This window comes from Flavobacterium anhuiense, assembly GCF_001705175.1.
Classification (GTDB): Bacteria; Bacteroidota; Bacteroidia; order Flavobacteriales; family Flavobacteriaceae; genus Flavobacterium; species Flavobacterium anhuiense.
This window is the reverse complement of the sequence record NZ_CP016907.1, coordinates 902,768-925,289: the sequence shown is the minus strand read 5'-3', so window position 1 is coordinate 925,289 and position 22,522 is coordinate 902,768. Positions and strand designations below refer to the sequence as shown.

18 protein-coding genes are annotated in these 22,522 nt (G+C 34.3%); 9 read left to right on the top strand and 9 right to left on the bottom strand.

The genetic code is table 11. The annotated features are described in order from the left end of the window. Positions 1–205: 205 nt before the first annotated feature. Together BB050_RS03825 and BB050_RS03820 are read left to right on the top strand one after the other, a co-directional pair. Positions 206–1,114 (top strand): helix-turn-helix domain-containing protein, encoded by a 909-nt coding sequence (locus BB050_RS03825; RefSeq protein ID WP_066032676.1) that lies wholly within the window; start codon positions 206–208, stop codon positions 1,112–1,114. A 91-nt stretch (positions 1,115–1,205) separates the two neighbouring features. Further along, positions 1,206–2,045, top strand: coding sequence for an SDR family NAD(P)-dependent oxidoreductase (locus BB050_RS03820; protein WP_066032675.1), 840 nt, complete (start codon positions 1,206–1,208; stop codon positions 2,043–2,045). 410 nt (positions 2,046–2,455) lie between these two features. Here BB050_RS03820 and BB050_RS03815 read toward each other — a convergent pair whose 3' ends face one another. The 9 genes from BB050_RS03815 to miaB all read right to left on the bottom strand — a co-directional run bounded on the left by BB050_RS03815 (position 2,456) and on the right by miaB (position 12,317). Beyond that, positions 2,456–3,655, bottom strand: a complete 1,200-nt coding sequence (locus BB050_RS03815) for an alkaline phosphatase family protein (protein ID WP_066032674.1) — start codon at positions 3,653–3,655, stop codon at positions 2,456–2,458. Between the two features lie 411 nt (positions 3,656–4,066). Further along, complete coding sequence (gene groL, locus BB050_RS03810; RefSeq protein WP_066032673.1) at positions 4,067–5,698, bottom strand: chaperonin GroEL; 1,632 nt, start codon at positions 5,696–5,698, stop codon at positions 4,067–4,069. Between the two features lie 82 nt (positions 5,699–5,780). Then, positions 5,781–6,056 (bottom strand): co-chaperone GroES, encoded by a 276-nt coding sequence (locus tag BB050_RS03805; protein ID WP_008467105.1) that lies wholly within the window; start codon positions 6,054–6,056, stop codon positions 5,781–5,783. A 146-nt stretch (positions 6,057–6,202) separates the two neighbouring features. Continuing rightward, on the bottom strand, positions 6,203–6,550 hold the full coding sequence (gene secG / locus BB050_RS03800; protein ID WP_066032672.1) for a preprotein translocase subunit SecG: 348 nt from the start codon (positions 6,548–6,550) through the stop codon (positions 6,203–6,205). Positions 6,551–6,553: 3 nt separating this feature from the next. Continuing rightward, positions 6,554–8,275, bottom strand: coding sequence for a tetratricopeptide repeat protein (locus tag BB050_RS21970; protein WP_206352865.1), 1,722 nt, complete (start codon positions 8,273–8,275; stop codon positions 6,554–6,556). 93 nt (positions 8,276–8,368) lie between these two features. Then, positions 8,369–8,887: an LptE family protein gene (locus tag BB050_RS03790; protein ID WP_066032670.1), complete on the bottom strand. Its 519-nt coding sequence runs from the start codon at positions 8,885–8,887 to the stop codon at positions 8,369–8,371. Between the two features lie 99 nt (positions 8,888–8,986). Beyond that, a complete protein-coding gene (locus BB050_RS03785) occupies positions 8,987–10,246 on the bottom strand; it encodes a sigma-54 interaction domain-containing protein (protein ID WP_008467100.1) in 1,260 nt (419 codons plus the stop codon). Between the two features lie 192 nt (positions 10,247–10,438). Further along, entirely contained in the window at positions 10,439–10,828 is a 390-nt protein-coding gene (locus BB050_RS03780; protein ID WP_066032669.1) for a GxxExxY protein, read from the bottom strand. A gap of 43 nt (positions 10,829–10,871) precedes the next feature. Continuing rightward, a complete protein-coding gene (gene miaB / locus BB050_RS03775; protein ID WP_066032668.1) occupies positions 10,872–12,317 on the bottom strand; it encodes a tRNA (N6-isopentenyl adenosine(37)-C2)-methylthiotransferase MiaB in 1,446 nt (481 codons plus the stop codon). Between the two features lie 349 nt (positions 12,318–12,666). Between miaB and topA the strand changes: the two genes are divergently transcribed. The 7 genes from topA (at position 12,667) to porN (BB050_RS03740) (ending at position 22,511) form a co-directional block, all read left to right on the top strand. Then, positions 12,667–15,195 (top strand): type I DNA topoisomerase, encoded by a 2,529-nt coding sequence (topA, locus tag BB050_RS03770; protein WP_066032667.1) that lies wholly within the window; start codon positions 12,667–12,669, stop codon positions 15,193–15,195. An 8-nt stretch (positions 15,196–15,203) separates the two neighbouring features. Continuing rightward, entirely contained in the window at positions 15,204–16,355 is a 1,152-nt protein-coding gene (locus BB050_RS03765; RefSeq protein WP_066032666.1) for a formimidoylglutamase, read from the top strand. 262 nt (positions 16,356–16,617) lie between these two features. Next, entirely contained in the window at positions 16,618–18,012 is a 1,395-nt protein-coding gene (gene porK, locus BB050_RS03760) for a T9SS ring complex lipoprotein PorK/GldK (RefSeq protein WP_008467094.1), read from the top strand. A 55-nt stretch (positions 18,013–18,067) separates the two neighbouring features. After that, entirely contained in the window at positions 18,068–18,715 is a 648-nt protein-coding gene (porL, locus tag BB050_RS03755; protein ID WP_008467092.1) for a type IX secretion system motor protein PorL/GldL, read from the top strand. A 51-nt stretch (positions 18,716–18,766) separates the two neighbouring features. Continuing rightward, positions 18,767–20,308, top strand: a complete 1,542-nt coding sequence (gene porM / locus BB050_RS03750) for a type IX secretion system motor protein PorM/GldM (RefSeq protein ID WP_066032665.1) — start codon at positions 18,767–18,769, stop codon at positions 20,306–20,308. Between the two features lie 44 nt (positions 20,309–20,352). Beyond that, the gene (porN, locus tag BB050_RS03745) at positions 20,353–21,342 is read left to right on the top strand and encodes a type IX secretion system ring subunit PorN/GldN (RefSeq protein WP_008467088.1); all 990 of its coding nucleotides are present in this window, start codon (positions 20,353–20,355) and stop codon (positions 21,340–21,342) included. Positions 21,343–21,521: 179 nt separating this feature from the next. After that, positions 21,522–22,511 (top strand): type IX secretion system ring subunit PorN/GldN, encoded by a 990-nt coding sequence (gene porN, locus BB050_RS03740; protein WP_066035095.1) that lies wholly within the window; start codon positions 21,522–21,524, stop codon positions 22,509–22,511. Positions 22,512–22,522 lie beyond the last annotated feature (11 nt).

Below are 22,522 nucleotides of genomic sequence, written 5' to 3'. Positions count from 1 at the left end.
GTCGGGTTTGTTATGTTTATAGGTTTGTCGGGCGGATCGGAGTCGAAGCCCACATGCCAATTGAAGCGTCCTTCTCCCAAAGCCTCGGGATCACTCAGGGTAACAATTAAAACATTATCCGAAATTATCGTATTTTCTAATTGACAAATTTTCTAATTGACAAATTTTCTAATTATAGAATGTTTGATTTTTGTAACTTTGTAAAATGAAACTAACAGAAACTTTAGAGGATTTTTATACAGTAAAAATAAAAGGAATGCCCGAAAATCTAAAAAAAGAGATCGGACATTTTAATGTTTTTAAGCTGGATGATTACATTGGAAGTACTTGTAATCCTTTGCCTTATACGCGAAAAGACTTTTATAAAATCAGTTTAATTATTGGAAAAAATAAAGTGCATTATGCTGATAAAGTTGTTTCGATAGAAGATCAGGCTTTATTCTTTGCCAATCCTCAAATTCCATATAGTTGGGAGCATATCGATGAAAACCAGACTGGGTTTTTCTGCATTTTTACTGATGCTTTTTTTAGCCAGTTTGGGAATTTAAAAGAATATCCGTTGTTTCAGCCAGGCGGGAATCCTGTTGTTCCGGTTTCTGTTGAATTGGCAGAATCTTTAAAAACGATTTATTTAAAAATGTTTGATGAAATCAATTCCGATTATGCTTTTAAATATGATGTGCTTAGAAATCTTGTTTTTGAGATTATTCACCTAGCTTTAAAAACGCAAACTGTAACTGCTTCATTATACAGTAAATCGAACGCTACAATTCGTGTTTCTTCTTTATTTTTAGAATTGTTAGAACGACAATTCCCTGTTGAATCGATTTCTCAGCAGATTAATTTTCGCTCACCTTCGGAATATGCAAATCAGTTAAATGTGCATGTAAACCATTTGAATAAGGCATTAAAAGAAACAACTGGAAAAACAACCTCTCAGATTATTGGAGAGAGAATTGTTCAAGAAGCCATGATTTTATTGAAGCAAACTAATTGGAATATTAATGAAATTGCGTGGTGTTTAGGCTTCGAAGAATTATCTCATTTTATTAATTTTTTCAAGAAAAATGTTCGAGTTTCGCCAAAAAACTATCGTTTAGCGGAAATTGTTTGATTTTTGCAACTTCTTGTTTGATTGCTTCAATATTTGAGAAGTACTTCACTTGTAACTTTGTCCTATAATTATAACGTAAAAAATTAAAATCATGGACAATAAAAAAGTTTGGTTTATCACAGGTGCTTCAAAAGGACTTGGATTAGAATTAGCTAAAAAATTATTAGCAGAAGGTTATAAAGTAGCAGCAACATCAAGAAGTGAAGCTTCTTTAGTTAAAGAATTGGGCGGTTTGTCGGAAAGTTTTCTTCCTTTAGAAATGGACTTGATAGACGAAAAAAGTGTTAAAAATGCAATTGATAAAACCGTAAACCATTTTAAAACAATTGATGTTTTGGTCAATAATGCTGGTTATGGCTTATTAGGCGCATTAGAAGAATTAAGCGACGCAGAATCTAGAAAAAACTACGAAGTAAATGTTTTCGGATTATTAAATGTAATCAGAAATGCAATGCCAATTTTCCGTGCAAATGAAAAGGGGCATATCTTCAATATTTCTTCTGTTGGCGGTTATTATGGAGAATTTCCGGGTTGGGGAATTTACTGTTCTACAAAATTTGCAGTTGCAGGCTTGACAGAATCTTTAGCTGCAGAAATCAAATCATTTGGAGTTCATGCAACAATCGTTTATCCGGGTTATTTTAGAACCGATTTCTTAAAAGATAGTTCATTATTGTTGCCTGAAAATCCAATTGCAGAGTACAAAGAAGTGAGACAATCTGAAAGTGCGCACAAAGAAGATATCAATCAAAATCAGCCGGGCGATCCTGTAAAATTAGCGGAAGCTTTAATCAAAGTGAGTAACGACCAGAATCCGCCATTACACTTATTTTTGGGCGAAGATGCTTATAATATGGCGAATCAAAAAATAGCAAGTGTTCAAGCAGAATTGGAAAGCTGGAAATCAGTTTCTGTTTCAACAGCTTTTTAATTGGAGAATGTGGTAATTTGACAATTAGAAAATTCCAATTAGAAAACTCTAATATTGCAATAAACCCGACATGTTTTAAAACCTGTCGGGTTTGGTTTTCTATAATTAATTCAGTTTTGTCAGGCTAAGCGAAGTAGAAGCCTACATACTAATTGGAGCGACTTTCGACTCCGCTCAGGATTACATTCGATTATGGAATAGATAAATTGAGTTGCCTCCAGCTTTAGCTGGAGGAATAAAAAGTGCATAAGAAAAAGGCTTTAGCCAAACTTGCTAGTTTGGCTAAAGCCTTTCAAGTTGTTTAAATACGTGAACCTCCAGCTAAAGCTGGAGGCAATTCAGTTTGTTAAATTATTCCAATTCAAAAATTATCTAATTGTCTAATTATCAAATTGACACATTATCTAATTTTAGCGAAGCGCATTCTCAACATCGCTTAATTTTCCATCAATTTCACCTACTTGCAAACCTAAAATATGAGCAATTAAAGGATAAACCGAAACATTCTGAAACGTTTTTATTTTTTTATTGACTTTAAACGCAGGACCTTTTGCGTAGAAAATGGCATGCATATCTTTTTCATTATTGTCATAGCCATGCGTTCCGCCATTTATATGAGTGCTTTCTTTGCTTACTAAACTCCAGCCTTTATCGGCTTCAATGACAAAATCATGCACGCGCGGATTTGTTCCGTAGTGTAATCTTTTTGGGACTTCGGTCGATTTCCAGAATTTAATATGAGGAACTTTTTTCAAAGCATTGGCAATTGAATCTTGATAACCAGCTTTTGCCTGTATACTCATAATCGGATTAATTACGTCTTTATAACCCAACCATTCTGGTTTTAGGTAATCTAACACTGCTACTTTTTTATCATTGCTAATAGTGGCCATTCCGTGGTCTGAAACGATAATCAAATTGATTTGTTTTCCAATAGGCAGCTGATCTAGTTTTTTAGATATTTCTCCAATAATGGAATCCATTTTGATTACTGTTTTTTCAGTTTTTGGCGAAAGCGGCCCAAAATTATGGCCTGTATGATCTGGTTCGTCGAAATACAAAGTCACTAAATGTGGGCGCTGTTTTTCTGGTAGCTGTAGCCATTTCATAACTGTATCTATTCTGGCTCCATATGGGACTTTACCATCGTAATTTTTGAAATAGCTCGGATTCCTTTTGTCAATGTCAGAACCTGGCCAAAAGAAAGAAGCACTTTTTACACCTTGCTGTTCAGCCAAATTCCAAATCGGATTTCCACCATAAAATCTTGAATCATTTTTAGCATTGCTTGATAATGAAAAAGACTGATTTAAAGAAGCATCATAAAAAACATTATTAATGATTCCGTGGTGATCTGGATAAAGTCCTGTGACGATAGAATAATGATTTGGGAAAGTTTTACTAGGATAAGACGGTTTCATCGATTTTGCATGAACACCCTCTTTTTCAATTTGCTTCAGATTTGGAAGATTGTACATTTTGCCATAATCCCAACGAAATCCATCCATAGAAACTAAAACTACATAACTGTCTTTGCTGTTTTGGGCTTGTAAAAAAGTTGTAAGAAGTAAAAATGTAAAAGATAAAAGGTGAGTTGTGAATTTTCTCATTTTGCAATTTTAAATAGAACCGCAAAGGTATAGATAACGGATTTTGTAAAGAAAAAGAGAATGTTAAATAAAGGTGATAGCCACGAATTCACATATTATTTTTTTCTAATCTTTGCGTTTGAAAATAGTTATCATTAATTATGGGAATGCTTTGTGTGAAAAAAAATTTGCCACGAATTCACGAATTATTTCTTCAAATCTTTGTGTTTAAAAAATAGTTGTAATTAATTACACGAATGCTTTGTGTAAAATAAGTTTAGAACAGATTTATAATTCTTTTAATCTGTGTAATCTGTGGCAAATAAAAGTATAATGCGTAAAGATTAGAAAAAAATAATTCGTGAATTTGTGGCTATCAAAAAAAAACGCCAGACATTCATCTGGCGTTTTAAGTTTTAAGAAAAGAATGAATTACATCATTCCTGGCATTCCGCCTCCCATTGGCATTCCGCCTCCAGCATTTTCTTCTTTAATATCAATTAATGCACATTCTGTAGTTAAAATCATTCCAGAAACAGATGCAGCGTTTTCAAGAGCCACACGAGTTACTTTTTTAGGATCGATAATTCCTGCAGTAAGCATATCTACATATTCGTCGGTTTTTGCGTTGTATCCGAAATCACCTTTTCCTTCAGAAACTTTAGCCACAACAACAGATCCTTCAAGACCAGCGTTTTCAACAATAGTTCTTAATGGAGCTTCAACAGCGCGAGAAACGATTTGAATTCCTGTAGCTTCGTCAACATTGTCAGCTTTTAAGTCAGCCAAAGCAATTTTCGCTCTTAATAAAGCTACACCACCACCAGCAACGATTCCTTCTTCTACAGCAGCACGAGTTGCGTGTAAGGCGTCATCTACTCTGTCTTTTTTCTCTTTCATTTCAACTTCAGAAGCTGCACCAACATAAAGAACTGCAACACCGCCGGCTAATTTAGCCAAACGCTCTTGTAATTTTTCTTTATCGTAATCAGATGTAGTAGTTTCCATCTGACCTTTAATTTGGTTTACACGATTTTTGATGATATCAGCCTCACCAGCACCGCTTACGATAGTTGTATTGTCTTTATCGATAGAAACTCTTTTTGCGTTTCCTAACATTTCGATAGTTGTGTTTTCTAGCGTATAACCTCTTTCTTCAGAAATTACAGTTCCACCAGTTAAGATTGCGATATCTTCTAACATTGCTTTTCTTCTGTCTCCAAAACCTGGAGCTTTTACAGCAGCAATTTTAAGAGCACCTCTTAATTTGTTTACTACTAAAGTAGAAAGAGCTTCTCCGTCAACATCTTCAGCGATAATCAATAATGGTTTTCCTGATTGTGCAACTGGCTCTAAAACTGGAAGTAATTCTTTTAAAGAAGATACTTTTTTGTCGTATAATAAGATATATGGAGAGTCTAATTCAACTTCCATTTTTTCTGGATTTGTTACGAAGTAAGGAGAAAGGTATCCTCTGTCAAACTGCATACCTTCAACAACGTCAACGAAAGTATCAGTTCCTTTAGCTTCTTCTACAGTGATAACACCTTCTTTTCCAACTTTAGCGAAAGCTGTAGCGATTAATTCACCAATAACTTCGTCATTGTTAGCAGAGATAGAAGCAATTTGCTGAATTTTGTCAGAATCGCTTCCAACCACTTTAGCTTGTTTTGCTAAGTCAGCCACGATAGTTTCAACAGCTTTGTCGATACCGCGTTTCAAATCCATTGGATTTGCACCTGCAGCAACGTTTTTAAGACCTTCTTTTACGATCGCTTGAGCTAAAACTGTAGCAGTTGTAGTTCCGTCTCCAGCTAAATCATTGGTTTTAGAAGCCACTTCTTTCACCATTTGCGCACCCATATTTTCTAGCGCGTCTTTTAATTCGATTTCTTTTGCAACAGAAACACCATCTTTAGTAACAGTCGGTCCTCCAAATGATTTTCCGATGATTACGTTACGACCTTTTGGTCCAAGAGTTACTTTTACAGCATTTGCTAATGCATCAACACCACGTTTTAAACCGTCACGTGCTTCAATATCAAATTTTATGTCTTTTGCCATTTTAATTTTTGTTTAAAGTTTGATTTGTTTCAAGTTAAATGAAGTTCTTAATTTGTAATACTCCGTACTTAATACAATATTTTTAGATAATCGCTAAAATATCATCCTCACGCATGATTAGGTAATCAGTGCCTTCTAGTTTTAACTCTGTTCCTGCATATTTACCATAAAGAACAGTGTCTCCAACTTTTACAGTCATAGTATGATCTTTAGTTCCGTTTCCTACTGCTACAACAGTACCTTTTTGAGGTTTTTCTTTGGCAGTATCTGGAATAAAAATACCTGAGGCAGTTTTGGTTTCAGCTGCAACAGGCTCAATAAGTACGCGGTCTGAAAGCGGTTTAATGTTTAAAGCCATGATTTTTATATTTATTAATAAGTTATACTTTTTTTTCTGTTCTATAAACTTTCAGAAATTGTGCCACGCTAGAAAAGCTGACATTTTTTCTTAAAAAAAATGCCAGCTTTGACAGGCTGGCATTAGATTTTTATATCGAGCTACAATTATTTCGCTGCAGGTGCTGGTGTTGCAGGAGCAGGAGTAGTTCCTTGTGCTGGAGCTGCAGGTGCATTTACAGGAGCTTCAGTTTTGTCAATGATTTTAGATTCAGTATCGCTTAGAGATCCAGAGAAGCTTAAGCTTGAAAGTAAAATTAGCACAATTAAAACAGTAGCCAAAGTCCAAGTACTTTTATCTAAAAAGTCAGTTGTTTTTTGTACTCCACCTAACATCTGCGTTCCGCTGATAGTAGAAGACAATCCGCCTCCTTTAGGGTTTTGTACCATGATAACTACGATCAATAGAAAACAAACTATTGTGATTAAAACTAAAAAAATTGAAAATGTGCTCATTACTTAATTATTGTTATTGTTATTTTGTTGTAAAATCTTAATATCCGATATGCGGTCTGCAAAGAAAGTAATTTTTTCTGGATATTTCAAAATTAATATTTCATATGCCTGAATTGCTTTTGTATATTTCTTTTGTTCCAGATAAACTCTAGCCAAAGTCTCTGTCATTAAATATGAATTGTCCTCTATATTGGTCTCAATTTGAACTGCTGGAGCACTGTTGCCAGGTTTTATTGGAGAAATTTTTGGATTGTTTTCGATAAATTTATCGATAATTTCAGCCTTTTTCTGTCTTTCTTCTTCTTTTGCCGCTTCAATTTTAGCTTTTTCTTCTGGAGAAACTTCGTTTGAGCGGTCAATTGGTTCTGTACGAGATAATTGAAGCCATTCTTGGAATGAATGTTTTTCGTTAAGAGAAAAATCTAAAGGTTTTCCGATTTCTAAATGCTCTGCTGCGGTTTTTGCAGGTTCATTAGGTTCTTCTTCTTCAATTATTTCTTCAATTGGTTCCTCATTTTCTTCCTGAATTTCCTCTTCGTCTTTATCCTCAGATTGCAGAACTTCTAGAATTTCTTCTTTTGGTTCTTCAGGTGTTTTTGTTTCAGCTTCTTTAATCGAAGAAAGTATAGATCGTTCAATGGTATTCATTTTAAATTCCGGAATGATCATTTCTTCGATAACGCTGTCATCTTCATCTTCTTCGACCGAATTTAAAACAGGTTCTTCTATAATACGATCAACTTTTATTTCCTCGGTTTTTGCAGACTGTTGTTCAGCAGTTGCAGCTTCTGATTCCTTAATCGAACTTAAAATAGAATTTTCAATACGATCAAATTTATGTTCTTCAACTGCAATTATAGATTCAGGCTCGGTGACAGAAGGAGTTTCAGAAACTTTTATCGAGCTTAAAATAGAATTTTCAACACGATCAATTTTAGGTTCTTCCTTTATTATTGTTTCTTCTTCTATTTCTTCAACTAAAGCTTTAGTTTCTTCTTCCTCTTTTTCAATATTTGAAATTGAATCTGCAGAATCAACCTTATTTTCGGTTTCGATTACCGGTTTTTCAAAAGTAACCGAATGGGCTTCTTTGATTGCAAGAAAAATAGACGGATCTATTTCTGGAAGTTTTTTAGGCTCTTCTGCTATTACTGGTTTCTCAAAGGTAACCGAATGTGCTTCTTTTATGGCAAGGAAAATAGAAGGGTCAATTTCAGGAACTTTTTTAGGTTCTTCAGTAATTACGGGTTCTTCAGATTTTATTGTCTCCTGAGTTTTTATTGGTTCTTCGATTTTTATAACCGAAGGGTTTTCAATTGAAGAAATTGCAGTTTCTTTAACTGTATCTTGAACAGGCTGTTCCTCAAGTTCTGTCTTTATTTCAATAGCTTTCTGGATTTGCTCAGGCGAAATAATTTCACTGTCAAAAACGGTAATTTCGAGAAGATCTCTCAATTTTTGTTCATAGAAATCATTCTGAATAGAAGTAAAAGCTTCAGAAGTAATAAAATCAAATAAAACAGAACGATCTGCAGTATATGCAGCAGTTACCTTTAAAGCATAATTATACTTAAAACTATTTTGATTGTAAAGTCCTTTTAATCGCAATGCACGTGCACTTTGAAAATACGGAAATTCATTCAAAACACTGCCTAATGCATCCGCTTGCTTTTCTGTAATAGCATCGGGTTTGTTCATTAAGTAGGTATAATCGCTAACGTTCATTCTTTATTTTTTGGTTTAATTGGTTAATTGTTTTATCGTTGATTTGTTTTTAGCTGTTTAATCGATTAAACGATTCAACAAGCAAGTTAAAAACTACCATTTTGCCAATGACTCATTAAAGATGTCTTGTGTGATTCTTTCAAAAATAACTCTAATTGCTTCAGTTAAAACAGAACCTGTCGGTAAGTCTCTTCCAGGAAAATCATAATAGAATTCAAAAGACTTTTCAAAATCATCTGTTTCTTTCTTTTTATTCATAAATCGTACATTGACACGAATCGATAAACGGTTTTGAGCTGCTCCTGCTTGGCCATTTGCATCTACAGCAGTTGCCGTCATAGGCGTTATTCTGTAATCAGTAATTTCTCCTTCATAGACCAAATCACCGCCATTGCTAACCAAGTTTAAGTTCGTTTGGTTCATAATCAAATCCTGTAAAGCCAAGGTGAAAGTCCTATCGATTCCAGGTTCAATTAAATCGGCATTATTCTGAAAAAAGTTGACTTGAAATGTTTTGGCATCGATTCTTCCAGTTCCTGTAAAGTTGTAAACAGAACAGCCACTTAACATAAAAAGGCTTAATAATGCGAAAAGAGAATATATTTTTTTCATAATATTTAAGAGGGAATCCCAATTTTTAAATTCCAAATTCCAATTGAGCCAAATATAGGTAATTGGAATTTGGAATTCGAAATTGTAATTTAATTATTTTTATAAGTCGAATTGCTTGATTTTACGGTATAGAGTTCTTTCGGAAATACCCAATTCATCTGCTGCCGCTTTGCGTTTTCCTTTGTTTTTCTCTAATGATTTTTTGATCATTTCGATTTCTTTTTGTTCCAAACGTAAAACCTCTTCTTCCTCGATAGTTTCAGCAAATAAATAATTATCATCCTGTATCTGATAGTTATCTTCGCGAACAGTAGGTGTTGTCATAACAGCAGTTCTAGGTTCTTCTTCAAAATCAATTTCGCTGTCGTTCTGCTGATTTCCGTATATTTTCTGAATTAGATTTGGATTAATATCTTGCACTTTAGAAGATCCGTTTTTCATCAATTCTAAAGTCAGTTTTTTCAAATCGTTCAGATCGCTTCTCATATCAAAAAGCACCTTATATAATATGTCTCTTTCTGTACTAAAATCGCTTTCTTTTTTGCTGTCGCTGATAACAGAAGGCAAATTGCTTCCTTCAGCTGGCAAATAAGATTGTAAAGTCGCAAGATTGATATCGCGATTGGTTTCTAAAACAGAAATCTGTTCAGCCACATTTCGAAGCTGACGAATATTCCCGCTCCATCTGAATTTTTGCAAAAGCTGAACAGCATCGTCGTCAAGTCTTAAAGGCGGCATTTTATATTTATGAGCAAAATCTGCCACAAATTTCCTGAATAACAAATGAATGTCATCGTTTCTTTCGCGCAAAGGGGGCAAAGTAATTTCGACTGTGCTTAAACGATAGTACAAATCTTCACGGAATTTACCTTTTTCTATAGCATTAAATAAATTCACATTGGTTGCAGCAACAATGCGGACATTGGTTTTTTGAACCTGAGATGAACCTACTTTTATAAATTCACCGTTTTCTAAAACACGAAGTAATCTTACCTGAGTAGTCAGTGGTAATTCACCAACTTCGTCAAGGAAAATTGTTCCGCCGTCTGCCACTTCAAAATAACCTTCACGTGTGCTTGTTGCACCCGTAAAAGCACCTTTTTCGTGCCCAAAAAGTTCACTGTCAATAGTTCCTTCTGGAATTGCACCGCAGTTTACGGCAATATATTTACCATGCTTTCTATGTGAAAGCGAATGTATAATTCTTGGAATATTTTCTTTACCAACACCACTTTCCCCAGTTACCATAACCGAAATATCAGTTGGAGCAACCTGAATGGCTTTTTCGATAGCACGATTTAATTTCGGATCATTTCCAATAATCTCAAATCGTTGTTTTATTGCTTGAACTGTTTCCATATAGTTTTTTGTTTCAAGTTTTTTTGTTTCAGGTTTCAAGTTTTTGATTTGACCTTTAACGTTTAAACTTTTGGCCTATAATTTTTTATCTTTTGCCACAAATTAAAGTGATTAACCAGATTCTTTTAAAATCCGTTAAAAATGTTTATTATTAAATTAACCACAAATTACACAAATTAGCGCAAATTCTGTTTATGAATTTATCAATCTTTTGTGTACTAATGATTTGTTTTGAAAGTTTGTAATTATTCCAACTGGCGTATCTGCAAGTTTCATATAATTTAAAACCTGTGCAAGATGATCATTACAGATTTCTTTTACAGATTTTACTTCTAATATTATGTCATCATAAACCACAAAATCGGCATAAAATTTATGAGGCAAAATAGTTCCCTTATATTCAATTGCAAATTCTTTTTCTCGATGATACGGAATGTTGTTATTTTTAAATTCAATTTCTAATGCATCTTTATATACAATTTCAAGTAATCCGGGTCCTAATAATCTATGTACTTCCATGCATATGCCTACAATTTGATAATTTTGATCTTTCTTGTAGTAATATTCGTTGCCATCAATCATAAAAAAATAATTTGCGGAAATTTGTGTAATTTGCGGTTAAAAATTAATTTATTTCAGAATATCCTACAGCTTCACCTTTCAGTGTTCCAGAAGTACAGCTTGTAATTTTTACGTTTACGAAATCTCCAATTTTGTAATTTTCTTTTGGGAAAACAACCGTAATGCTCTGAGAGTTTCTCCCTGAGAATTCGTCTTTAGATTTTTTAGAAACTTTTTCAACTAAAACTTCAACTGTTTTTCCAACAAATTCCTCGCTTCTAAACCAAGCGTGTTTTTGTTGTAAATCAACAATTTCTTGCAATCTTCTTGCTTTGGTTTCCTCTTCAACATCATCTTTCATTTTTCTTCCAGCCAAAGTTCCAGGGCGCTCAGAATACGAATACATATAACCGAAATTATATTTTACATATTCCATTAAGCTTAACGTATCTTGATGATCTTCTTCTGTCTCTGTTGGGAAACCAGCAATCATGTCCTGCGAAATCGAAGCATCAGGAACAATCGCCCTAATTTTATCAATCAAAGCCATATATTCTTCACGGCTGTGAAGACGATTCATCTCCTTCAAAATTCGGTTACTTCCAGATTGAACCGGCAAGTGAATATGCTTACAGATATTCGGATATTTCGCAATAACATGCAAAATGCTCTCATGCATATCCTGCGGATTTGAAGTCGAAAATCGAATACGCATTTTAGGAAAACCAGCCGCCACCATTTCAAGCAATTGCTCAAAATCTACTGCAGTTGCTTTTTGCATTTCAGAAGCATTTACAAAATCTTTTTTCAATCCGCCGCCGTACCAGAGGTAACTGTCAACGTTTTGGCCAAGAAGCGTAACTTCTTTATAGCCTTTGTTCCACAAATCCTGAATTTCAGCCATAATACTTTGCGGCTCACGGCTACGTTCACGACCGCGCGTAAAAGGCACAACACAAAATGTGCACATATTATCGCAACCACGAGTGATCGAAACCAAAGCTGTAATTCCATTACTCATTAAACGAACAGGGGATATGTCTCCGTAAGTTTCTTCTTTTGATAAGATTACATTTATGGCGTCACGTCCTTCTTCAACTTCTGCCAATAAATTTGGAAGATCTTTGTAAGCATCAGGACCAACAACAAGATCAACTATTTTCTCTTCTTCCAAAAACTGACTTTTCAAACGCTCGGCCATACAGCCTAAGACCCCCACTTTCATTTTCGGATTGGTTCGTTTTACAGCATTATATTTTTCAAGGCGCTTACGAATAGTCTGCTCTGCTTTGTCACGAATAGAACATGTGTTCACCAAAACCAAATCAGCTTCTTCAAGAACTGAAGTTGTGTTATATCCTCCGTCAGACAAAATGGAAGCTACGACTTCGCTGTCCGAAAAATTCATCGCACAGCCGTAACTTTCTATAAAAAGTTTTTTAGTATTCTCAGGTTTATTTTCCAGAACAAGACTTTCACCCTGTTTGCTTTCTTCAATAATCTTTTCCATTGTAAAAATTCAAAGTGCAAAGATAGGGTAATTGAAACGAATGTGACAAGATGTCAGATAAAGAATTAACAATGTTTTAAAAATTTAGATTACAGATTTTAGATTTAGATTGTGGGGTGTTTTGTTAATTTAATTTCTATGGGAAAAAATCTGAAATCTAAAATCTTTAATATTAAATAAAGGAATTTCTCGGTCAGAAATCACTAAAAGTTATACCTATATATATAATCGAGATTATTACAGATAAATCTGCAATTTTAAGTTTCATAATATCAAAATACTTCAAAAATTCAATCGTAAGGTTAATATTTAAAAAAAATAAATACTTTTGTTGCAGAAAAATAGAGCAATGGCAAAGAATTTAGTAATAGTGGAGTCACCTGCAAAGGCGAAAACGATCGAGAAATTTCTTGGGAGTGATTTTCAGGTGGAGTCAAGTTATGGTCACATAGCCGACTTACCATCAAAGGAAATAGGAGTAGATGTAGAAAATGGTTTTAAACCTAAATATGAAGTTTCTCCCGATAAAAAAGCCTTGGTAACGAAACTAAAATCACTTTCTAAGAATGCCGAAACGGTTTGGTTAGCATCCGATGAGGACCGCGAGGGAGAGGCTATTTCATGGCACTTGGCGGAAGAACTAAAGTTGGATACAAAAAAGACTAAACGTATTGTTTTTCATGAGATAACAAAATCTGCGATTCTTAAAGCAATCGATAATCCTAGAGAAATTGATTATAACTTAGTAAATGCACAGCAAGCACGCCGTGTTTTGGATCGTTTAGTAGGTTACGAATTATCTCCAGTTTTATGGAGAAAAATCAAAGGCGGACTTTCAGCAGGTCGTGTACAATCAGTTTCTGTACGTTTGATTGTTGAAAGAGAACGCGAAATACAAAGCTTTAATGCAGTTGCAACTTATTCAATTGTTGCAGAATTTGTAAACGAAGCAGGAAAAGCTTTCAAAGCAAAACTTCCAAAAAACTTTAATACTAAAAAAGAGGCCGAAGATTTCTTAAATCAAAACATCGGTTCTAAATATAAGGTAGCCGATTTAGAAACTAAACCTACCAAAAAATCTCCAACAGCACCTTTTACAACTTCGACACTTCAACAGGAAGCTGCGAGAAAATTGTATTTGCCGGTTGGAATTACCATGCAGTTGGCACAGCGTCTTTACGAAGCGGGGCTTATTACTTATATGAGAACCGATTCTGTGAATCTTTCTAAAGAAGCAATGGATGCAGCACAGGCAGAAATCATCAAATCTTACGGAAAAGAATTTTCTAAACCGAGAGTTTTTGCCAATAAAAACAAAGGAGCTCAAGAAGCGCACGAAGCAATTCGTCCAACAGATATGTCTCGTCATACAGTAAATATCGACCGTGACCAAGCTCGTTTATACGATTTGATCTGGAAAAGAACTTTGGCTTCGCAAATGAGCGATGCACAGCTTGAAAGAACAAATGTGAAGATTGAAGCTGATAATCATGATGAAGTTTTTACAGCTTCTGGAGAAGTATTGCTTTTTGAAGGTTTCTTAAAAGTGTACTTAGAAGGCCATGATGATGATGAGGAAGAGCAAGAAGGAATGCTCCCAGCCTTAAAAGTGAACGAAAAACTGGCTAACAATTATATTACTGCTACAGAACGATATTCAAGACCGCCTGCACGTTATACGGAAGCGTCTTTGGTTAAAAAATTAGAAGAACTTGGAATTGGCCGTCCTTCTACTTATGCGCCAACCATTTCAACAATTATCAATAGAAATTATGTTGAAAAAGGAACTCTTGAAGGTGTTGAGCGTAATTATACACAGCTTACTTTACAGAATAATAAAGTAGGAGAAAAAGTTCTAAAAGAAAATACAGGTTCTGATAAAGGAAAACTAGTTCCAACAGATATCGGAACTATTGTGACTGATTTCTTGGTAAAGAATTTCGGAAACATTTTAGATTATAATTTCACTGCAAAAGTAGAGCAGGATTTCGACGAAATTGCCGAAGGAAATATTGACTGGGCAAAAATGATGCAGGACTTTTACAATCAGTTTCATCCAAATGTAAAAGAAGTTGAGGCAAATGCTGAGCGCGAAAGCGGTGAAAGAATCTTAGGAAAAGATGCAGACGGAAGACAAGTTTCTGTTCGTTTAGGAAAATTTGGGCCAATGGCTCAAATTGGAGAAGCAGATGATGAAGATAAAAAGTTTGCCAGCTTGATGGCAGACCAAAATATAGGAAACATTACACTTGAAGAAGCATTAAATTTATTCTTGCTTCCAAAAAGTTTAGGAGAATATAAAGGAGAAGAAGTTGAAGTAAACAATGGCCGTTACGGACCTTATGTTCGCCATGGAAATGTTTTTATTTCGTTGCCTAAAGGTGAAGATCCACTTAATGTTTCGAAAGAAAGAGCTCAAGAATTGATTGACGAAAAAGCACTTGCTGATGCGCCAATTGCAGTTTATAAAGGAGAAGCTGTTCAAAAAGGAGTGGGGCGTTTTGGACCATTTATTAAATGGAACGGTCTTTTTGTAAACGTAAACAAAAAATACAATTTTGATAATCTTTCTCAAGCAGACGTTGAGGAGTTAATTGAAGAAAAACTTCAGAAAAACATCGATAAAGTTATTCATAACTGGGAAGAAGAAGGAATTGTAGTAGAAAAAGCCCGTTGGGGACGCTCTGTAATTCTAAAAGGAAAAATAAAAATTGAATTAGGAAAAGATGTTGATGCGACAAAATTAACATTGGCACAAGTTCAAGAAATGATTGCGGCTAAAACGCCTGCTAAAAAAGCGCCTGCAAAGAAAACTGCAGCTAAAACAACAACGGCTAAAAAAGCTCCAGCTAAAAAAACAGCTGCTAAAAAGAAATAAGTATATAAATGGAATTTGATTTTCTAGAACCAGTTAATGATGGAATTATAAGATTCGTCGGAGGACTGTCTTCACAAGAGCTTGGAAGTAAAGTTGTTTTTCATACCCAAGATCAGTTTCCTGATATTGCGCAGATTAGTATTGCTATAATTGGTGTGTTGGAAGACCGTACAAACATCAATATGATTAATGAAGTTAATCTTTCTGCTGTACGTAAAAAGCTTTATAGTATGTTTCCAGGAAATTGGGATGCGTCAATTGCAGACTTGGGAGATATACTTGCGGGCGATTCTGTAGAGGATACTTATTTTGCATTAAAGAAAGTTACTTCTACATTAATCAAGAATAAAGTCATTCCTATAGTTCTAGGAGGTTCTCAGGATTTGACCTATGCTTTATATCGTGCTTACGATGACTTAGAGCAGATGGTAAATTTGGTTGCCGTTGATAATAAATTTGATTTTGGTAAAGAAAATGAGTCAGTTTCGGCTAATTCGTATCTTACAAAAATTATTATTGATGAGCCAAATAATCTTTTCAATTACTGTAATATAGGATATCAAACCTATTATAATTCGCAAGAAGAAATCGATCTGATTGAGAAGCTGTTTTTTGATGCTTATCGTTTAGGTGAGATTTCAAATAAAATTACATTGGCAGAGCCGGTTTTCAGAGATGCAGACTTGGTTAGTATAGATTTAAATTCTGTAAAGTCTTCTGCTTCAGGTAATATGGTGACTTTTGAGCCAAACGGATTTAACGGAAAAGAAATTTGTGCTTTGTCTAGATATGCAGGAATTAGTGATAAAGTTTCTGCTTTTGGAGTATTTAATCATAATAGCACACTTGCTGAATCGGTTATTATTGCTCAGATTGTATGGTATTTTATTGAAGGCTATCACTATCGATCAAAAGAATATCCATTTGGAAGTAGAGCAAACTATTTAAAGTATATTGTTCCGTTGGATGATGAAGAATTGATATTCTATAAAAGTGATAAAACAGACCGTTGGTGGATCGAAATTCCATATGAATCAAATGGCAGCAATAAATTGAAAAGAAATACGTTATTACCTTGTTCTTACGAGGAATATTTGTCGGCTTGCAATCAAGAATTGCCAGAAAGATGGTGGAAAGCGCAAAGAAAAAATGCTTTATAGATCAAAAATTTAAGTGAAATCTTAAATTTTTAAAACTTGTAAAAAAAAGTTAAAATTAATTAGTAAGAAAATATGTATAATACATAAAAATTAACGTTTTACATCGATTTTTTAAAGCAGTTTATCGATAAAATATTTTTTTTTTATTTTATTTAACATTATTTTTGAACGGTAAAATAAATTCGCAAGTAGTATTGTTTTTTAGATAAATAATAAATACGTTTACGGACTTTTAATAATGAATAGATAATCCCAAATTTATATGAAGAAGTTTATTGCATTTGCAGCAATGTTAACACTAGTAATCGGCTGTGGTAAGTCTGGTGACAAAGGTGAATTAGTTGGTGTTACAGGAGGGAAATGGCATCCCGAGAAGCCTTATGGAATGACATTAGTTCCGGGTGGATCTTTTATTATGGGTAAATCAGATGCTGATTTAGCTAACGTAGAAGATGCTCCAACTAAAACTGTAACCGTTCGTTCGTTTTATATGGATGAAACTGAGATTACAAATAGTGAGTATCGTCAATTTGTGGAGTGGGTAAAAGACTCTACAATGAGAGTTCGTTTAGCAATTTTAGCTGACGAAACCGGGCAAAAAGCTACTGATGGAAAAGGTAAAAAAGGCGGAAGCATTGCTGATTACGCTTTTAATGATTCTGATCCAGAAAAAATGACAGCTTATGACAAATACATGTACGACAACTATTATAGTGTTGGTACAAAAGATGATCCATATGCTGGAAGAAAATTAAACAGAAAAGTTAAGTTAATTAAAGATACAAAAGCATATCCAGATGAGTATTACGCTGAAGTAATGGATTCTATGTATTTGCCAATTGAAGAATCATACAATGGTTTAAGAACAATTGACGTAAATAAATTGAAATTCCGTTATTCTTGGATGGATATTCAAGCTGCTGCAAAAGCAAAAGTTGGAAAAAGAAGTGACTTCGTAAAAACTGAGCAGGTAAATGTTTACCCTGATACTGCAGTTTGGATTAAAGATTTCGCTTATTCATATAATGAGCCAATGCATAATGATTACTTCTGGCACAAGGCTTATGGAGATTATCCAGTAGTGGGTGTAACTTGGAAACAAGCTAAAGCATTCTGTGCTTGGAGAACTTTAAACAAAAACAGCTACATTAAATCTAAGAAAAAAGGACGTGACTTAGTAAATGCTTTCAGATTACCTACTGAAGCAGAATGGGAGTATGCAGCTAGAGGAGGTCTGGAGTCTGCAACTTACCCATGGGGAGGTCCTTATACTAAGAGTGATAGAGGTTGTTTCTTAGCAAACTTCAAACCAAGTAGAGGAGATTATGCTGCTGACGAAGCGCTTTATACAGTTGAAGCTAAATCATACGATGTAAACGGTTACGGATTATACAACATGGCAGGAAACGTTTCTGAGTGGACAGATTCTGCATACAATCCAAACGCTTACGAATATGTATCAACAATGAATCCAAACGTTATAGACGGTAAAAACCAAAGAAAAGTGGTTCGTGGAGGTTCTTGGAAAGACGTTGCTTATTTCCTACAGGTAAGTACTCGTGACCACGAATATGCTGATTCAGCAAGAAGCTACATCGGATTCAGAACTGTACAAGATTACATGGGTACTCAAGTTACAGGAAACAGAAAAAAGTAAATTTAAATTAATTCAATATCCAACAAATCTATTTTAAACCTAAAAAAAAAGTATTATGGCATTATTAAGTAAAAAAGCAATGAATTTCGCTTATGGTATGGGAGCGGCAGTGGTAATCGTTGGAGCTTTATTCAAAATTACTCACTTTGAAATTGGACCATTAACAGGTACAGTTATGCTTTCAGTAGGATTGGTGACTGAGGCGTTAATTTTTGCGCTTTCTGCTTTCGAACCAGTTGAAGAAGAACTAGATTGGACTCTAGTTTACCCAGAATTAGCTAATGGACAAGCTAGAGAGAAAAAAGCTAAAGCTGAAACTCCAACTGACGCTCAAGGATTATTATCTCAAAAATTAGACACATTATTAAAAGAAGCTAAAATTGACGGTGAATTAATGTCAAGTTTAGGAAACAGCATCAAAAACTTCGAATCTGCTGCTAAAGGAATTGCTCCAACTGTAGATTCAATCGCGGGACAAAAGAAATATTCAGAAGAATTATCTGTTGCTGCTGCTCAAATGGAATCATTAAACAGTTTATATAAAGTACAATTAGAAAGTGCTTCTAGAAACGCTGAAGCTAACAAAGAAATCGCTGAAAATGCTTCTAAATTAAAAGAGCAAATGGCTTCTATGACTGCAAACATCGCTTCTTTAAACAGCGTTTATGGTGGTATGCTTTCTGCAATGAGTAACAAAGGATAATTAGTTTTTAACTAAATATTAAATTTATTAATAAGAACTAATTAAAGAAAAATGGCAGGAGGAAAATTAACCCCTAGACAGAAGATGATTAACCTGATGTACCTGGTTTTCATCGCAATGTTAGCAATGAACGTATCAAAAGAAGTTATTTCTGCTTTTGGTTTGATGAATGAAAAATTCGAAGGTGCAAACACTAGTTCTACAGAGTCAAATGCTAGTTTATTAAGCTCTTTAGATCAAAAAGCTGCTGAGGCAAAAGGAGAATTTGCTATTGCTGCAGTTACAGCTCACAAAGTTGAAACAATTACAAAAGATTTTTATGATTATATAGCTACTCTAAAAGCTCAGGCAGTTAAAGGTTTCGAAGTTGATAAGGAAACAGGAAAAATGCCTTATGAGTCTATGGATAGAGGAGATAATATCGACGACTGGTTTACAGGAGACGGTTACACTAAAAAAGGTAACGAAATTATTTCTAAAATCGAAAAATATAAAGCTGATATTAAAGCTGCTTTAGGAACAGACAAAAAATACGCAGCAATTATCGCTGAGGTTGAAAAGAAATTTGATGTTTCTGATGTTAAAAACAAAGAGGGAATTAAAGAGAAATACCTAGCGTACCACTTTAAAGGATTCCCTGCAATTGCTACAGCTGCGAAACTTTCAGCTTGGCAGAATGACGTTAAAAAAGTAGAAACTGACGTTTACAATAGTGCTTTAGGTAAAGCTGCAGTTGCTGCTGCTTCTTACAGCAACTACCAAGCAATCGTTGTTTTAGATAAAAATGCTTATTTCCAAGGAGAAAAAGTTACAGGTAAAGTTGTTTTAGGTCGTTATGACGAAAACACTAAACCAACTTCTTTCCAAGGTCCTGGACAAATTGTTAACGGACAAGCTGTTATCTCTTTAACTGCAGGTGGAGTTGGAGAACAAGACATCAATGGACAATTTACTTTCTTAGAGGATGGAAAAAATATTCCATTAAAATTCTCTGGTAAATATGTTGTTGTTCCAAGACCAAACGCAGCTACAATTTCTGCAGACAAAATGAACGTAGTATATAGAGGTGTTGTTAACCCAATCTCTGTATCTTTCGCTGGTGTTGATGCTAACAAAATTGTTGCAAGTGCTCCAGGTTTATCTTCTGCTGGAAAACCAGGAAAATATAACATGAGCCCAGGTCAAGGTACTGAAACTACAATTTCTGTAACTGGTACTTTGCCAAACGGTGACAAAGTAATTGATAAGAAAACATTCAGAATTAAAGGTATTCCTGGTCCAACAGGAACAATTAGAGGTGAGATGGGAGTTGTTAAAGGTCCTAAATCTAACTTAGAGATTGCTACTATTGGAGCTAAACTTCTTGATTTTGATTTTGAAGTTGGTTTAGACGTTGTTGGATTCAATATGAAAATTGCTGGACAGCCTACAGTTGTTGTTACAGGAAACAAAATGAATGCACAATGTAAACAAGTACTTTCAAGAGCAGGTAAAGGAGACCAAGTTACTATTTCTGAAATTAAAACTAAACTTGTTGGAGCTGGTAGTTATTTATTGCCAAGAACTGCTCCTGTAATTTACGAAATACAATAATAAAGTAGTGTAAACTACATTCAATATCTTATAACGATACCACGATGAAAGTAAGAAATTTTTTAATAGCTATTGTTTCTATCGCTGGAGGTTTTGCTTCTAATGCGCAATCTAATTTGCTAAATGCAAAGACTCCTGCTCAGATTGGACTTAAAACTCCTGCTCAATTGATATCTGACAATGATAAGCCTTTGGCTTATGGTTATGTAGATGATAGAGATATCTTGATGGGGAAAACAACATGGGAAATCATTGATTTGAATGAAAAAATCAACTTTCCATTATATTTTCCAGTAGATACAGCTAATATTGGTCCTAACAGACGTTCTCTTTATGACGTTTTAACTAAAGCTATTAAAGGTGGAAAAATTACTGAGGTTTATACTGACAGTTATTTTAACACTAAAAAATCTATGAAGGACATCGAAGGATCTTTATCTCGTATTGATACAACTGATGCAGGTAGAGAGTTAATTAACCAATACCCTGATGACTACAAATCACGCGTTGTGAAGAAAAAAGTAGTTTCTGGTAAAGGTAAAAACAAATCGGTTTCTTACGTAGAAGAAACAGTTGGGCCAACAAGAACGGTTCCTGCTGAATACATCTTGAAACAAGATCTTACTGCCGCTGATGTTAGTCAGTATAAAATTAAAGGATACTGGTATTTTGATAAACGTCAAAGTGAATTGAAATATCGTTTACTAGGAATTTGCCCAGTAACTCCAGACGTTTATACAATGAATAGTGATGAAAAGGATTATATTGAATTGTTTTGGGTATTCTTCCCAAATGCCAGAGAAGCGCTGCATGAGGCAAAAGCTTTCAATGACAACAATTCAGCTCTTCCAATCTCATTTGATCAGATTTTAAATTCAAGACGCTTTAATGCTGTTGTTTACAAAGAGGAAAACCTTTACGGAGACAGAGCAATTAGTGATTACATGAAAGACAACGCTCAAAATCAGTTGTTGGAATCTGAAAGAGTGAAAGAGAAAATTCGCAATTTCGAACAAGATATGTGGAACTACTAAGTTGATACATAGTATAATAATTAAAAAACTCTTACTACATTTGTAGTAAGAGTTTTTTTTATGTCAAAAAGTTAGAAACGATATGATGTAGATTAATATTTAATTTCTTTTTGATTATGTAAGAAAAATAACAATATTTGTAATAAAATTTCGTTTAATGTTCTGTAAAAATTATCATGATGAAAGTAAGAAATTTATTAGTTGCTATTGTTGCTGTTTTCGGAAGTTTGTCTTCTTATGCTCAATCTAATTTGCTTAATGCCAAAACCGCCGATCAGATCGGAATTAAGACGCCAGCTCAAATGATATCGGATAACGATAAACCTCTAGCTTATGGTTATGTTGATGATAGAGATGTTTTGATGGGAAAAATGGTTTGGGAAATAATCGATTTAAATGAAAAAATAAATTTCCCATTATACTTTCCAGTTGATACAGCCAATATAGGTCCAGATAGGAGATCCCTTTATGATGTTTTAACTAAAGGAATCAGAAGCGGTAGAATAACAGAGGTTTATACAGATAGTTATTTTAATACAAAGAAGACTTTAAAAGATATTCAAGGGGCGTTATCTCGTGTTGATACCACAGATGCTGGGCGTGAGCTTATCAATCAATATCCTGATGATTATAGAACACGTGTTGTTAAGAAAAAAGTGGTTACAGGTACAGGAAAGAATAAAAAAGTTACTTATGTTGATCAAACAGTTGGGCCTACAAGAACAGTTCCTGCTGAATATATTTTGAAACAAGATCTTACAGCTGCCGATGTGAGTCAGTATAAGATTAAGGGATTTTGGTATTTTGATAAAAGACAAAGCGATTTAAAATACCGTCTTCTTGGAATTTGCCCAGTAACTCCTGATGTTTATACGATGAATAGTGATGAAAAGGATTATATAGAGTTGTTTTGGGTTTTCTTCCCTAATGCACGTGAAGTCCTACATGAAGGAAAAGCTTTTAATGATAAAAATTCAGCCCTGCCTATTTCATTTGATCAGATTTTAAATTCAAGACGTTTCAATTCTGTAATATATAAGGAAGAGAATGTTTATGGCGACCGCGAAATCAAAGATTATATTAAAGATAATGCGCAAAGTCAATTATTAGAATCAGAAAGAGTAAAAGAGAAGATTCGTAATTTTGAAGAAGATATGTGGAATTACTAAGTTTATAAACT